A 15,893-nucleotide genomic window follows, 5' to 3' on the forward strand; every position below is an offset into this window, starting at 1 on the left:
CCTCAGTGGGGAACCACTGGCAGTTATGCGCTCGATTGCAGTCGTTCGGCACCAATGTCGCTGACCCCGTAAGCTGCCGCTCGTTCAGACAGGCGCGCGGTGTCTGTTGAAACCTAAGGAGCCGCCGAATAATCCGACGACTGGGGTTGGTCGTTACGTAAGCCAAAGTTCTGACGGAATTGACGGGCTACCAGACCTCGCCGCATTAAAATCATCCAACGCGGTAGCGTAGGCGTTCTCGACACTACCCGAAAATAGCTCGAATTCTCCTCCCGATGTTTCCCATGATGGGTGCCAAGGCCTCCGCTCGCCCTGCATTGTGCTGTGTAGCATTGAACCAAATTCACCCGATATATTCACCATATATCCCCACACATCATCCATCGTAATGTGGTCGAAGTCCGTAAAGTTATGCTCGGTTTGAATACCAATAGTGAAATTTGATATTGTAATACTGTCTGAATTTCCGTCGTGCATCAAAACAAGCGATCCGGTAGCTCCGTACCAGTCGTAGCCACTCTCGCTAACTGGACCACCATATTCAACACTATCGACGTAAAACTCTACGCTCCATTCTGATTGGCTGCTATCAACTCTCAGCATTCCTAAATTCGCGCCATCTTCCAGAACAATGTGATCGTGCCCATCTCCCGTATTAAATCGATAGTCCAAACTGATATTGGCACCCACAACTACGTAATCATTGCCTACCCCTCCTTGTGCTGTAAATTCAGCCTGAGATGGCGATCCTTCAATTACAATTGCGTCGTGACCTTCGCCGCCAAATACCGTAGGCATCCAAGATTGTTGCGCTGTGTCTTTACCATCGGCTCGGATAAAGTCCGCGTCAGAACCGCCGACCATCTGATCACTGCCTGCGCCTCCGATGAGAATGTTCGCCCCATCGCCGCCGTCTATGAAATCGTCGCCATTCCCTCCCCGGATGATATCGGCACCCGCGCCGCCATAGGCTTCCATGCCCGCATTGAGGAGCTCGAGTTGATCATCAAAATCTGAACCGACGACGACCTCAAAACCAGTAAGCGTGTCGCCATATGCATCGCTGGTGGAGGAGCCTAGCCCCAGAAGCAGGTTATTTGATCGAATGAGCACGGCGCCTTCAGTGGCACCTTCAAATGAAATGGTATCGCGGCCCGCGCCACCATCGAGATAGTCGGCGCCGGCGCCGCCGTGCAACGTGTCGCTTCCATCTCCCCCATCGACTATGTCATCTCCGAGACCGGAGTAGATAAGGTCGTCGTTCGCCGAGCCGATGATCTGGTCATTCCCCGAGCCAGTAGCGATTGCGAGCCCGTACCCACTCAGGTCCCCAGTACTCAGAGGGTAGATAGCGCTCGCCGGGGTAATCACATCACCTAGATAGGAGCCGTAGACGATAAGTTTGTCTTCGAAAAAATACTCGACCACCTCCGACGATAGAATGTCTGCCAGCAGGAGCGCCGCCTGAGCTGGAAGAGCCAATAGATCAATTGTAGAACTCGTCTGATTAATTCTTAATTTATCCGAGTAAAAATCAGTCGATGAATAAGAAATATTGGTTGGCAACTGATCTCTGTTGACGAACTCTATATCAATCTTTCGGCCTATTTCATATGGGTCTATGTAAGGCTGAAAGAAGTTATCATTCACCATCTGGGCATATTCGCTTCCCGCTTCAAAATCGAAATTCTCATCTGCACCGACATTGTCAAAAGGAGCAACAACGAGGTTCTCAATAGAAAGTTGACCGTTTTCCCAGACAAATGTCGCCGAGGGGTCTATCGAAAATTGTGTAGTGCCCCAGATGAATGCCCTTTCCTTGAAATCGGCACCAGCCGTATCGGTACCATATTGTGAAACAACAAAAGATAGAACGGAGACGTCATTGTTAGACTGCGACAGATAGTCCGCTATCGAAAGGGTGGTTCGACCGGTTGCGTCCGTTACGCCCATCGAGGACGAAATTCTGCCTTCGAAGAAATCCTGAATTACGGTCGCGCGCGCTGCATAGGCGTATCTGCCAACGCTTTCCATATATGCGACAGCGTCGACTGTGACAGGATAGGTTGCCTCGGGAGGCAAATCCCTTAGCCTGTCAGCAAAATGCTCAGGCTTGTCCGCCGTACCATACAGGTAAAGAGACAGAACATTTTCGACAGTTGCAGGAAAAGTCATCCTTGTTTCCTCGTCAGAGTGTGTCTGTTATTTTTCCGCAAGAGCTGACGCTGTACTTAGCGACATGGTACGGATGTCGAGGAATATTATGTAATCTAAGCGTCACAATGTAGTGCGTCGCGTAAACGTTACCGGCTATCGCACGGACAAGCATGCTATGGCGTACGGTTTCAACGCTGCAGCAATCCGGCCGAAAGTAAAAACTCGGGTCCTTCGCTTCTGGGATTCCCTCCGTACGCATTCGCCGGTGTAGCTCGGCGCGTGCGGCGTCGAAGGCGACTTGCGTTCCCACTGGATTTTGTCGGCTGCAGGTATCGGATCCCTGCTCTGCGCGCGAGCACCCTGCCAAAGCAAGCGCTGCCCATAGGAGCGCTGCGATGGAAGCGCGGAGACTTCCGAATAACACCGCTGCGCATCGACCACGACCCATGATATACAGGCTGATGAATTGCGGCCGCGATGTCTATGTGGAATTTGTCCAAATGACGCAGAAAAGAACGTCTACCGCAGGTTAACCGCCAACCTTCACATCATGGTTATGGCGCGATGTGCTAGATATCTCGCGGAATTTCTAGGATAGACCGATGCTGGAATTATTGCTCTTTGGCTTATTCGCTTTCCAGCAAACGCCAAATGCCGATGGAATCAATCGGGAGCAATTGCAACGCGACATCTCCGTGGCCCGACAGAGGGCCGCGATAGTCGCAAGCGTTTTAGATGCTGTCCGCGAGAATGATCAGAGGAAGCTCCGGTCTTTGAAGGTTTTGGGGGTGAAATATGCGTCGGATTTCGATGCAACGCCCCGAAGGCGGAACGGTGCTCATTTTTCGGCCGCGTCCTTGGAGCAATTCCGCGAATGCAAGCCGGGCAGGCCTAGCGGCAGCGGCATTAACTGGGTGTCGGTGCAATGGAATTGCGATCCACAACTAAACAAGGGAAGTGCAAGAACGGCATTCCGGTTCGATGGAATGCGCGTGATCGAGATAAGAACGGCAGCAGGCGCGCCTCCGCTTCGACTTCAATAACTGTATAACGGTTCGCTTTCGATCACACGGGCGGCGGACGTTCGCTATCCAACTTCGTTCCAGAAATGGATGGATTGCTAGCGATCAGCCTCAATGGTCCAGCCTTGCAATGTAGGATTTCGTCTGCTTGCCTCGGGCGGCCCGCCTTGCTGGCCGCTCTTTGACATCGTCGGCAGCGATCACGCGACACATGCGGTTCGCCTCATTTTGTACGCACTTTCTGCGCCCTTTTACCACTTTCCCGCGTTTTCGACGCACCGAGCACCGCTTTTCACGCGGCAACGACCGTCGCACCGGCCTCCGGCGCCCGCGACTCGGCTTTTCACCGCTTTGTAGGACGCCGAAACACCCTCACCACGACATTAAGTTGCTCGCACGCGTAACGAAATTTCACGATTCGCGGGAAAAATGCGAAGTTAGCCGGCTGGAATCCAACAGGGATGTTGGATAAGCGCCCGGCATTGACGGGGGAGAATATATGCCGATCGCACGCACCAAGCTGAAGACCATCCTCCTCGCCGGCGCGCTGGCGACCGGGCTGACCGCGCCCGCGCACGCCCAGCGCGGCCCCGCGGCGATCACGCCCGAGCATGTCCGTGCGCATGTCGATTACCTCGCCGGCCCGGCGCTGCGCGGCCGCGGCAGCGCGACGCCGGACGAGGCCGCCGCCGCCGCTTATGTCGCCTCGATGTTCCGCGGCTATCGCCTCGCCACCGCGCCGGGGATGACCGGATACACCCAGCCGATCGACGTGATCAGCCTGCGGCTCGACGGAACGCCGGTGCTCACCGCAAACGGCAGCCCGGTCGATGCGCCCTTGCTCTTCTCCTCCACGGGCCAGCCGGTCCGCGGCAAATTGGTGGCCTATGCGGGCACCGATCCGAAGCAGGTTCCCGCCGCCGACGCCGTGATCGTCACCGGCGCGGAGGTGAACGGCCTCCAGTTCGCCGGCGGGGTCGATCCCTCGAAGGTCAAATTGGTGATCATCCGCGCCACCGATCAGGTGCGCGGCTATTATGAGCGCATCGGCGGCCGCCCCCGTCTGCCCCGCTATATCAAGGGCGAGACGCCGCGGGTGCGCCCGACCGTGCTGGCGCTCGGCGACGCCGCGTTCGACAAGCTCGCCGCGCAGGACGGCGCCGACGTGGCGCTCGAACTGCCCGGCCTCGTCGAGCAGGCGCAGGTCACCACCAACGCCCTGGGCTATCTGCCGGGCACCGATCCGAAGGCGGGCGTGATCCTGATCACCGCGCATCTCGACCATCTCGGCGTCCGCCCCGACGGCAAGGTGATGTACGGCGCCAATGACGATGCCTCGGGCACCGCCGCGGTGCTCGAGCTGGCGCGGACGCTCGTCGGCAGGAAGCATCGCCGCGGCATATTGTTCGTCGCTTATGGCAGCGAGGAAGCCGGCGGCTTCGGCGCGCGCTGGTTCGCCGAGCACCCGCCGGTGCCGCTGTCGGACCTGGTCGCCAATCTCGAGATCGAGATGATCGGCCAGCAGGATCCCAAGCTCCCCGCCGGCACGATGATGATGACCGGCTATGAGCGCTCGACCTTCGGCGAGACGCTGAAGGCGCACGGCGCTCTGGTCACCACCGATCCGTACCCTGAGCAGAACTTCTTCCAGCGCTCGGACAATTATGCCTTGGCGCTGAAGGGCGTGGTCGCCCACACCGTCTCGGGCTGGGCGACGGTGCCGACCTATCACACTCCCGAAGATACCGTGGCGAACCTCGATCTGCCCTTCATGGCGCGGGCGATCCAGTCGCTGGTCGCGCCGCTCGCCAGCCTGGCGGACAGCAAGGCGAAGCCCGAATGGAAGCCGGGCGGCCGCCCGACCGAATGACGGCCGGCGAATTGCAGGACCTGCTGGTGACGGCTTTGGTGCGCAAGGCGGGCGGCAGCAAGCGCGACTGGCGCGCGGCATTGGGCAAGGTCCGCGTCTACAGTCCCGAGACGCATCCGCATTGCAACTGGTCGGTCGCCCCCTCGGGCAGCAACGGCGAGAATGCGATCATCGAGCGCCTGCTCGACGATGTCCGGGGGAAGTACCCGCTGGTGACGACGGACTGATAATTCCCTCTCCCCTTCAGGGGAGAGGGTGATCGAACGAAGTGAGGTCGGGAGAGGGGCAAGCCGGATGCATTATCGACACGCCCCTCTCCCCGGCCCTCTCCCCGCAAGCGGAGAGAGGGAGTTAGGTCACGCCGCGGCGCGCAGCGTCCGTGCGGCGGCGACCATCGCCTCGATCGCCGGCTTCACTTCGTCCCACTTCCGCGTCTTGAGCCCGCAATCGGGGTTCACCCAGAGCTGGTCAGGCCGCAGATGCTGCTGCGCCAGCCGCATCAGCGCCACCATCTCGTCCTCGCCCGGCACGCGTGGCGCGTGGATGTCGTACACCCCCGGCCCGATCGCACCGGGGTAGCGATATGCGGCGAAGCCCTCGAGCAGCTCCATCTGCGAGCGCGCGGTCTCGATCGAGATCACATCGGCGTCCATCGCCCCGATCGCCGGCAGGATGTCGTTGAACTCCGAATAGCACATGTGCGTGTGGATCTGCGTCGCGTCCGCCACCCCCGCCGCGGAGAGCCGGAAGCAGGCCACCGCCCATTCGAGATAGGCCTCCCAGTCTCGCCGGCGCAGCGGCAACCCTTCCCGAAGCGCCGCCTCGTCGATCTGGATCGCCTTGCATCCCGCCGCCTCGAGGTCGACCACCTCGTCGCGGATCGCCAGCGCGATCTGCCGGCACGAAGCCTCCCGCGGCTGGTCGTCACGCACGAACGACCAGTTGAGGATGGTGACGGGCCCGGTGAGCATGCCCTTAACCGGCTTGGCGGTCAGGCTCTGCGCATAAAGCCACCATTCGACCGTCATCGGCGTCGGACGGGAAACGTCGCCGAACAGGATCGGCGGCCGCACGCACCGCGAGCCATAGCTCTGCACCCAGCCGTTGACGGTGAACGCGAACCCCGAGAGCTGCTCGCCGAAATATTGGACCATGTCGTTGCGCTCGAACTCGCCATGGACGAGCATGTCGAGCCCGACCTCCTCCTGCCAGGCGATCGTCCGCGCCGTCTCCTCCCGCAGGAACGCCTCATATGCCGCGCCGTCCAGCTCGCCGCGATTGCGCCGTGCCCGGGCATTGCGCACCTCCGCGGTCTGCGGGAACGAACCGATCGTCGTGGTCGGGAACGCCGGCAGATCGAGCACCACCGCCTGCGCCACGATCCGCTCGCCGAAATTCGAGCGGCGTTCGTACATCGCATCGGTCACCGCCGCGGTCCGGATGGCGACCTCCGGATCGTGGACGCGCGGCGAGGCGCGGCGATCCGCATTCGCGCGCGCGGCCTTTGCCAGTTCCTCGGCGACGCTCGCCCGCCCCTCGTTCAACGCACGCTTGAGGACCGACAGTTCCTCGACCTTCTGCACCGCGAAGGCGAGCCATTCGGCCACATCGCCAAGCTTGCTTTCGAGCGCCAGATCGACCGGAACGTGGAGCAGCGAGCAGGATGGCGCGAGCACCAGATCGCGGCCCGCCGCAATCGGCGCGAGCCGCTGGATCAGTGCGTCGAGATCGGCGCGCCACACATTCCGGCCGTCGATCACCCCGAGCGACAGCAGCATCGTCTTCGGCGCGGCCTTGAGCAGCGGATCAAGCTGCTCGGGCGCGCGGGCCAGATCGACGTGCAACCCCGCCACCGGCAAAGCCGCGGCGAAGGACAGATTCTCGCCGAGCCCGCCGAAATAGGTGGTGAGCATCAGCTTGGGCCCCGAGCGCGACAGCCGGGCATAAGCGCGAGTCAGCGCGCGCCGCTGCTTCTCGTCGAGGTCGAGCACCAGCACCGGCTCGTCGATCTGCACCCATTCGGCACCGACATGGGCGAGCTGGCCGAGAATCGCGGCATAGAGGCCCAGCACTTCGTCGAGCATGTCGAATGGATCGACCCCGCGCCCCTTGGCAAGGCTCAGCCAGGTGACCGGTCCGAGCAGCACCGGCCGCGTCTCGAAGCCCTGCGCCTTCGCCTCCCGATATTCGTCGACGATCTTCAGGCGATTGAGCGCGAGCTTCTGCCCCGCCAACTCGGGCACGAGATAGTGATAATTGGTGTCGAACCACTTGGTCATCTCGCAGGCAGTGACGCTGCCATGGACGTGGCCGCAGCCGTCGTCCTCGCCGGTGGTGCCGCGCGCCATCGCGAAATAGGTCGCGAGATCCGCCTCGCCGGCCGCGCTGCGATAGCGTTCGGGGATCGCGCCAAGCATCATGCTCGTGTCGAGAACATGATCGTAGAGCGAAAAATCGTTGGACGGCAGCCAGTCGGCGCCGAGCGCCTTCTGCCGCGCCCAGGCGGCGGTGCGCAGGCCCGAAGCGGCGTCGAGCAGTTCGGATTCAGAGGTCTTGCCTGCCCAATAAGCCTCGAGCGCGTGTTTGAGCTCGCGGCGGGGCCCGATGCGCGGGAACCCCAGTGTAGCAACAGTGACGGTCATGTTCTTCAACCCCGAAGAAAGGGGCGAGGCAGGAACCAGACACGAGCGGGCGCCCCGGAGGCGACCCCGCGACGACATGCAAGCGGCCAGCCCGGACACCCCGCCGGTGGACGTTATCGCGTCGCAGGCAGGTCTCCTGGCTCACGGGTCACGGCTGACGATCCGTCTTCCCGGGGCGCGAACCCCAGTGACACAAATGGACCGCAGCTCACCGCTTACAGTTGCGGGGGCAGCGCCGGCATTTCACCGGCTTCCCGTCTTAGCTCCGCCGCGGGGCACGCCCCGGACGAAGAACCTTCGACGCCGTCACGATTGGCACTGCGGCGCGGCGCGGTCAAGTAACATATAAAGATATCTTTATATGTTAACTCCCGCCTCAGCGCGGCTTGGCGAGCTGCCGGGCACTGCCTACCGGCTGAGCGAAGACCGGCTGGCCGTCGCGCGACCACTCCACCCGCTGGATGCGCGGCGAGCGCTTCGGGGTGCAGCGCATGTCGGGGCCCGGATTGGCGTGATAGACGATCCAAGTCTCGCCTCCCGGCGTCGTGAAGAAGCCGTTGTGGCCGGGTGCATAAACGCCCGCCGCAGCCGACTTGGCGACCACCGGCTGGAGGCGCTTGGTCCAGGACTTCGCGTCGAGCAGGTCGCTGCCCGGCTTCGCATGCAGCAGCCCCACCGCATAATCGTCCGACCAGCAGGCGCTTCCCGAGTAAGAGAGGTAGATGTCGCCACGCGGCCCCTCGAAGAAGGCCGGCCCTTCGAGGATCTGGCGGCCGCCCTGGCGCTCCCAGCTCTGGTCGGGACGCGCGATGATCGTCTCCGGTCCCTCCAGCGTCACCGGATCGCGCATCGCGACGATCGACAGCACGCTGTCCGGCCCCACATAGGGCGAATAGACGAAATAGCGCTTGCCGCCCGCCGCGAAAGTAGTGCCGTCGATGCCCGCGTATCGGGTCTTCAGCTTGCCCATGTCCTGCCACGCGCCGGTGAGCGGATCGCTGGCATTGTTGCGCAGGACGAAGATGCCGCGATGGGCGTCGTCATTATGGCCGGTCTCGGCAGCGGTGTAATAGATGTACCAGCTGCCATTGATGCGGTGCAGCTCGGGCGCCCAGATGGCCACGCCATTAGGTGCGGGCTGCGACGGCGCCTGCCAGACCAATTTCCGCTCGGCATTGGCCAGATCCGTGATGTTCTTCGTCCGCCAGATCTCCAGCCGATCGCCCAGCGTGTGCATGTAGTAATAAGTGTCGCCTTCGCGGTAGACCGAGGGATCGGGGCCCGACGGGAGCAAGGGGTTGGTGAAGGTACCCGCTTTCGCCTTCGAATCGTTGTCGGGGAAGGCGGCTACGATCGCGTCATATTGCTTGCGGTCGATCTGGATCATCGATCCGTGGCGCAGGCCCGCCGGCATCGCATAGCGATCCCAGGCAGCGACGCCGCTGTTTCCCGAGACCTGATACCAGGGTCCGCGCAGCCGCGGCGCCTTCGACAGGCCATAGCTCGTGCCTGCATATTGTTCGTAATAGAGCAGCCAGTCCTGATCGTTGGGCGCGCGGATCAATGTCGGCGCCTCGCGGAAATTGGGGCTGAGCGGTGGACCCGGCTGCGGATAGGGGCCCGTCAGCGACGGCGCGCAGCTCATCCGGATCGTCTTGCCCGTGGTCCAGTCGTACGACGGATAGCGCTCGTCCTTGACGATCGCGCAATAGCCCGGCCCGGCATCGTCGGGCTGGAGGATCGTGTCGATCGTCGCCATGTCCCAGTCGAACAGCCGCCTTGGGCGCCCCTCGAAGGTCTTGAGGTCGCGCGACTGGACATAGAGCGTGCGCTGGCTGGCCCAATAGCGCTCGGGATCCTTCGGATCACCGGGCACATTCGGCGTGTGCCAAGTCAACAGGAACTTGCCCGATCGTTGATCGAAGAACAGCTTGGGCGCACCGATGCGCTGGAGCGCGCGCGCATGGCCCGGAATGTTCGAGAGATCGGGCTTATAGTTGCCCCAGGGCGTCCAGCGGATCAGATCGTCCGAGACCCAGAAGCGGATATAGGGATCCTCGTCACTCTTATTGCCGACGAGGAAATAGCGCCCATCAGCGCCGCGCGCGATAGAGGCGTGGCCGTGATAGTCCTCCGAGACCGGACGGCCACCATTGACCTGCCGCCAGTGCAGCCCGTCCTCGCTCACGGAATAATAAAGCACGCCATAGCGCGCCTTGGTCATGTGCGCGAAGAGATAGGCCTTGGCAGGATCGACATACGGCGTTTCGGGCGCGCCGGGCGGCACTTGCGCTTGCTGCGCGTCAGCCGTGATTGCCGCCGTCAGCGCCAGAATGAGCGCGACCATTCCGCTCGATCGTCTCGCCATCACCCTGCTCCCGTCGCTAGTGTCTAAGGCACTTTGCGCGCATTCTCGAAAGGGTCGATGGCAATGTCAATATTTATCATATCAATGAGCTAAATGAGGATGCTGGCGCCGTTCAGGCGGCGTCAGCTTCGGACGGTTCGTCGATCTGCCCGGGCCGGTCATATTCCGCGAGCGCCTGGGGATAGCCGAGCAGGAAGCCCTGCACTTCGTCGCATCCTTCGCGCTGCAGCACCCCGAGCTGGCGCTCGGTCTCGATCCCCTCGGCGAGCACCGGGATCGCGAGGCTCTTGCCCAAAGCGAGCACTGCGCGGACGATCGCCACTGCCTGTGGGCTGTGCTCCAGCTCGGAGACGAACAGCCGATCGAGCTTTATCTTGTCGAACGGGAAGGCGCGCAACGTCTCCAGTGAAGAATAGCCGGTGCCGAAATCGTCCAGCGCGACGCCGATTCCCATTGCCTTGATCTGGCGAAGGACGTGCAGCGCACGGTCGCGGTCGGCGATGATCGCGGTCTCGGTCAGCTCGATCTCGAGGCGGCGCGGCGGCAACCCGGTGTCGATCAGCACCTGATGGAACAATCGCGGCAAATCGGCATGGATCAGCTGCATCGGCGATACGTTGATCGCGACCTTGGCATCGTGAGGCCAGCCAATCGCGTCCGAGCAGGCGCGGCGCAGCACCCATTCGCCCAGCGACAGGATCAGGCCGTTCTCCTCCGCGATCGGGATGAACAGGCTCGGTGCGATCGACCCGCGTATAGGGTGGGTCCAGCGTAGCAGCGCCTCATAGCCGGTCACCGCGTGCGTCGCGACCGACGTCTGCACTTGATAATGAAGCTCGAGCGCGCCCTGATCGAGCGCGATCCGCAGATCGTTCGCCAGTTCCCGCCGGTCGCGGATCGCTTCGTCGAGCGGTGCATCGTAATAACAGGGCGCGGGCGAGCGCTGGGTCTTGGCGCGGTACATCGCCAGATCGGCGTTGTTCATCAGCGTCTCGGCATCGCCCGCGTCGGTCGGATAGACCGCGACGCCGAAGCTGGCACCGACCCGCGCCTCGAACTGCCCAAGCGCCAGCGGGGTTTCGAGCACCGTCTTGAGCCGATCGGTGAAGGCAGTCAGCTGGGCGCGATGCTCGAAGCAAATGAGCGCCACGAACTCGTCGCCGCCAAAGCGGGCGATCATCTCGTTCCGTCCGAGCTGGCTTGCCATGCGTTGCGCGACGAGGAGCAGGACCTGGTCGCCGGCCTGATGGCCGTGGACGTCGTTGATCTCCTTGAAGTGGTTGAGGTCGATCGCCACCACGCCCAGCTGGCCACCGTTCGCGCGCGCGATCTCGAGCTGATGCTTGAGCTCCAACTGGAAATTGACGCGATTGGGCAACCCTGTGAGCGCGTCGTTCATCGCCATGTGGTGCAGCCGATCCATCGCGTCCGAACGAGTCCAGCGATCGATCAGCGCCGCGGATACGCCGGCGGTGATCACCACCAGCCCCACCAGCGCCGTGGCGAGCGCGAGCGCATGCATCTGCTGCGGCTCGAGCGGTGCGGTGCTGAGGCGGAGCGGAGTGATGCGCAGCGCCGTCATTGCCACGAAATGCAGCGTCGCGATCGCCGTGACCAGCAGCGCCGTCCCTGCCGCGACACGGTGGCGGCCGATCCGGGGCGAAGTGAAAACGCCGAGCGCGGCGCCTGCAAAGACGACCGAGCACAGCACCGACGCGGCCACATAGGGGATCCGCCATTCGACCAGCCCGTCGACCCGATACGCCGCCATGCCGGTGAAGTGCATGCCCGAAATCGCGAGCCCGACGACTCCGCCTCCGACGACCGAATAGAGGCGGCCCCGACGCGAAACGGCGATCCCGAACCCCACTCCCGTGCCGATGATCGCCGCGATCAGCGAGACGATGGTGAGCACCGGATCGAGCCGGACCGGAACTCCTGCGCGATATGCCAGCATCGCCACGAAATGGGTGCACCAGATCGTGGCGCCGGCGCCGACCGCAGTCAGGAACAGCCATGCGATGCGATGGGCGCCGTGCGTAACCTGCGCGCGGCCGAACATCTGCATGATCGCGAACGCGCCGGTGCAGCAGACGAACACTGCGAGAAGGACCAGCCAGGGATCATGATCCCTGCCGATGCACATGGCGACGTCAATCATAAGGGCGCGACCCCGGCAAATTGCGGGCCGAATATGCCGACGCCGCTTGAATGCCCTTCCTGCGCAAGGCGGGTTAAGAGGAGATGAAGCTCCGGAGAGGCCAACCCTCGTCCATGATCATGCGGTGCGCTCGAGGAGCTCGAGGGGTAACGATGCCGGCGCCAAACGCGCCTGCCAGCCGTCCCGTGGGCGTGATGAGACGAGAAGTGGCGGAGAGGGTGGGATTCGAACCCACGGTACCCGTGAGGGCACGCCGCATTTCGAGTGCGGTACATTCGACCACTCTGCCACCTCTCCGCGAGGTCTTAAGATGCCGACCATCGGGGTATCCCGAGACCGGCACCGGTCGATGAGGGCGGGCCATTAGCGCAATGAATCCGGGGCCGCAAGCGCAGTGCTTGTGCAGCGGCGCACAAGCACTAGATTATTGGCATGTCGCGTGAGCCCATCCCCGCTTTTCCCCTCGAAGCCGCAGTGCCGATGCCGCCGATATCCTCGGCCCGCTTTGCGATCGGGGATGTGGTGCGCCACCGGATGTTCGATTTCCGCGGCGTGATTTTCGACGTGGATCCCGTCTTCGCCAATTCGGACGAATGGTATGAAGCGATCCCCGAGGACGTACGGCCGCGCAAGGACCAGCCCTTCTACCATCTGCTCGCCGAGAATGCCGAATCGAGCTACATCGCCTATGTCAGCCAACAGAATCTGGTGGTCGACGAAACCGACGAACCCGTCGATCATCCCGCGATCGCGGGCCTGTTCGAGCGCTATGCCGGCGGGCGGTACAAGCTGAAGCCGCTTCATCGGCACTAGAAAAAGGGGGCCGCGCGGCCCCCTTTCCTTTTGCGCTCAAAATTGCGCGGTGAAACGCCCGTAGAGGAAACGTCCGTTGAAGCCGAACGGCGAGAAGCTGCTGTACGGCTGGTAATAGGCGTCGACCGGATAGAAGCCGCCCACATTGGTCGGGCGCGCACCGGTAGGCCGCGCGGTCGGGTAGACATCGAACAGATTGTTCGCGCCGAACGCGAAGGTGGCGTGCTCCTTGAGCGTCACGCGCAGCTCGAGATCGGTGACCCATTTGGGCTCGAGGAATACGTCGTCGGGGCCATAAGCTGTCAGGCTGGTGGGATCGGCGATCGGCGCGGTGGCGCCGGGAGCAATGACTTCGCCGTAGCGCGTGGTGCGTGCGGTGATCCCGAACGCGCCCAGTGATCCGTCCGCGCTGAGCACGACCTTGTCCCTCGGCTGACCGTTGGTGAAGCGGATTCCCTCGACGCGGCCGAACAGGACCAGCCCCGGGATCTGCGCCAGCGGCCCGAGATCGGTGATCCGGCGATCGATCTTGTTGGTGTTGCGGTTATAGGCCGCCGAGAGCGACCAGTTGCCAAGCGACTCCAGCCCGATGCGATAGGTGGCCACCACATCGACGCCCTGGGTGGTGGTATCGAGGCCGTTGATGAAGAAGCGTGCAGCGCCGACCGACTGGAAGCCGTTGGCGTCGAGCACTGCCTTCACCGCGGCGTTAACCGCCGCCGTGCCGCTGCCCGCCGCGCCGAGATTCTCGGTAAGGACGATCCGGTCCTTGATCTTGATGTGATAATAGTCGGCGGTGAGGCTGAAGCCGCGGAAAGGGTTGAGCGTGGCGCCTGCGCTCCAGTTGACCGATTTTTCGGGCTCGAGCGGCTTCGAACCGAGCGCGAGCGCCACCGGACTGGAGACCGGCTGGGTGCTGATCTCGACCGGCACGCCCGAGATGAAATTGGTCGAAGTGGTCGTGAAGTATTGCTGGTGGAGCGAGGGCGCGCGAAAGCCGTTCGACACCGAGCCACGGATCGCGATGCCGGGAGTGAACTCGTAGCGCGCGGCTAGCTTGCCGTTCAGCGTGCCGCCGAAATCGGAGAAATGCTCGTAGCGGCCCGCGGCGGTGACGGTGAAGCCCTGAAACAGGTCGGTGTCGAGCTCGACATAGCCGGCATAGCTGTGCCGGCTCACATCGGTTTCGGCGGAGGCGGGGAAGCCCGGAAAACCCTGCGCGCCGACCAATGCGCCGCGGCCGGGGAAAGTGCAGATGCCGGTCACTGCGTTATAGACGCCGCCCTGCGTCGCGCAGTTCGGCGCGGTGGTCGCGAACGCTGCCCGGAAATAGGGCCCGATCGCATAGGATTGAGTCTCCCCGGGGCGGATGTTGAACGCGTCGTTGCGATATTCGGCGCCAAACGCGAGCGTCAGCGGCTTGGCGAGCCCGAAATCGAATTCCTTGCTGAGATCGAGGTTCGCGGTGAGCTGACCGAAGGCCAGGCCGCCCGAATCGAAATCGCGCTGCGATGTGGGGCCGTACGACGTGTTGAGGCTGTTCTCGGTGCGATAATCGAACTGGTTGTGGCCGTAGACGACCGAGAGATCGGCGGAGAAGCCGGCAACGTCGCCGCGAATGCCGAGCGCGGCCGAATAGTCGGTCAGGTCCGAGTGGATGAAGGGCAGGAAGCCGTCGGCCCTAAGCGGGACGAAGTTCGCCGTCGTGGGAGTGGTCGCCGGGCTGATGACTGACCAGTCGCGGTTGTTCGCTGAGGCCGACTGGCGCCAGTTCGCGGCGCTCAGACCGTCGCGCTTGGAATAGGAGCCGAAGGCATAGAGCTCGAACGTGCCGATCGGCACGCCCGTGTTGACGAAGACGTTATAGTCCTCGGTCTTCGGGTCGCCGTACCGGAAGTTGAGCCGATTGAAGCCGATTTCGCGCGAGTCGAACGCAGCGGTCGGGCGGTTGTAGTTCGGTCGGAGATCGTATCCGGCGCGATTGGTATTGTCGCGGTCGCGATATTCGGCGGTGATGTTGAAATAGCCTTCGGGACCGATCGGCAGGCCGACATTGAAGCCCAGGGTCCACAGATCGCCGTCATTGGCCTTGCGTTCGCCGCTGCGATTCGCGGCGAGGATGCGGCCGTCGGCGGGATCGAACACCGGCTGGCCGCCGGTCAGCGCGAGCCCGGTGACGTTGGGCACACCGCTCATCGTGGTGATGTACTTGCCGTAGCTCACCGATGCGCGGCCGCCATGATTGGCGCGCTTCAATTGTACGTTGATCACGCCGGCGATCGCGTCCGAGCCATATTGCGACGAGGCGCCGTCGCGCAGCACTTCGATCCGGTCGATCGCGAGCGCGGGAATGGTATTGAGATCGACCGCGGCCGAGCCGCGTCCCACCGATCCGTTGACGTTGAGCAGCGCCGTCACGTGACGGCGCTTGCCGTTGACCAGCACCAAAGTCTGGTCGGGCGCGAGGCCGCGCAGCGACGCGGGGCGGATCACGTCGGTGCCATCGGTGATCGAAGGCTGCGGGAAGTTGAACGACGGGACGAGATTGTTGAGGATCTTGTTAGTCTCCCCCAGTCCCGAGCTGGAGAGCGCCTCGGACGAGATCACGTCGATCGGCACCGGACTGTCGGCGACAGTGCGGTTCGCGGCGCGCGTGCCGGTGACGACGATGACATTGCCAGGATCGTCGTCGGGCACCGCATCGGCGGGCGTGGCGCCTTCGACCTGGGTCGCCGGCGGAGTCGCGTCAGTCTGCGCCTGTGCCGAAGCCACGAATGCAAATGCCGAAGCAGAGACCAAGAGCATCGAGATAATCGAGCGTCGCATGATTTTGCCTCCCTTGGGGGTTCCCCCTCCCCGG

9 protein-coding genes, 1 tRNA gene and 1 riboswitch are annotated in these 15,893 nt (G+C 62.8%); of the genes, 4 read left to right on the plus strand and 6 right to left on the minus strand.

Annotated features, from left to right (window positions below):
- Window positions 1-153: 153 nt before the first annotated feature.
- Entirely contained in the window at window positions 154-2,175 is a 2,022-nt protein-coding gene (locus BR78_RS0105090; RefSeq protein WP_025561185.1) for a calcium-binding protein, read from the minus strand.
- A 584-nt stretch (window positions 2,176-2,759) separates the two neighbouring features.
- On the opposite strand from BR78_RS0105090, the gene BR78_RS21590 reads away from it, so the two are divergent.
- The 3 genes from BR78_RS21590 to BR78_RS0105100 all read left to right on the plus strand — a co-directional run bounded on the left by BR78_RS21590 (window position 2,760) and on the right by BR78_RS0105100 (window position 5,276).
- Window positions 2,760-3,200 carry a hypothetical protein gene (locus BR78_RS21590; RefSeq protein WP_156022222.1) on the plus strand — a complete coding sequence of 147 codons (441 nt, stop codon included), beginning with the start codon at window positions 2,760-2,762 and terminating at the stop codon, window positions 3,198-3,200.
- 478 nt (window positions 3,201-3,678) lie between these two features.
- Window positions 3,679-5,049: a M28 family metallopeptidase gene (locus BR78_RS0105095; RefSeq protein WP_029728750.1), complete on the plus strand. Its 1,371-nt coding sequence runs from the start codon at window positions 3,679-3,681 to the stop codon at window positions 5,047-5,049.
- Entirely contained in the window at window positions 5,019-5,276 is a 258-nt protein-coding gene (locus tag BR78_RS0105100) for a hypothetical protein (protein ID WP_231478158.1), read from the plus strand. Before BR78_RS0105095 ends, BR78_RS0105100 begins: the two co-directional genes overlap by 31 nt.
- 129 nt (window positions 5,277-5,405) lie before the next feature.
- On the opposite strand, the gene metE is transcribed toward BR78_RS0105100, so the two are convergent.
- From metE to BR78_RS0105125, 4 genes are all read right to left on the minus strand, one after another.
- Window positions 5,406-7,691 (minus strand): 5-methyltetrahydropteroyltriglutamate--homocysteine S-methyltransferase, encoded by a 2,286-nt coding sequence (gene metE / locus BR78_RS0105105; RefSeq protein ID WP_029935343.1) that lies wholly within the window; start codon window positions 7,689-7,691, stop codon window positions 5,406-5,408.
- Between the two features lie 109 nt (window positions 7,692-7,800).
- Window positions 7,801-8,005: riboswitch (cobalamin riboswitch) on the minus strand.
- Window positions 8,006-8,067: 62 nt separating this feature from the next.
- On the minus strand, window positions 8,068-10,059 hold the full coding sequence (locus BR78_RS22110) for a family 43 glycosylhydrolase (RefSeq protein WP_081855609.1): 1,992 nt from the start codon (window positions 10,057-10,059) through the stop codon (window positions 8,068-8,070).
- Window positions 10,060-10,171: 112 nt separating this feature from the next.
- Window positions 10,172-12,220 (minus strand): putative bifunctional diguanylate cyclase/phosphodiesterase, encoded by a 2,049-nt coding sequence (locus BR78_RS0105120; protein WP_029935345.1) that lies wholly within the window; start codon window positions 12,218-12,220, stop codon window positions 10,172-10,174.
- A gap of 207 nt (window positions 12,221-12,427) precedes the next feature.
- Window positions 12,428-12,517: transfer RNA gene (locus tag BR78_RS0105125), tRNA-Ser, on the minus strand.
- Between the two features lie 135 nt (window positions 12,518-12,652).
- Here BR78_RS0105125 and hspQ point away from each other — a divergent pair.
- Window positions 12,653-13,033, plus strand: coding sequence for a heat shock protein HspQ (hspQ, locus tag BR78_RS0105130; protein ID WP_029935347.1), 381 nt, complete (start codon window positions 12,653-12,655; stop codon window positions 13,031-13,033).
- 36 nt (window positions 13,034-13,069) lie between these two features.
- On the opposite strand, the gene BR78_RS0105135 is transcribed toward hspQ, so the two are convergent.
- Window positions 13,070-15,859 carry a TonB-dependent receptor plug domain-containing protein gene (locus BR78_RS0105135; RefSeq protein WP_029935349.1) on the minus strand — a complete coding sequence of 930 codons (2,790 nt, stop codon included), beginning with the start codon at window positions 15,857-15,859 and terminating at the stop codon, window positions 13,070-13,072.
- Window positions 15,860-15,893: the final 34 nt, after the last annotated feature.

Source organism: Sphingomonas sp. UNC305MFCol5.2 (assembly GCF_000712135.1).
Taxonomy (GTDB): Bacteria; Pseudomonadota; Alphaproteobacteria; order Sphingomonadales; family Sphingomonadaceae; genus Sphingomonas.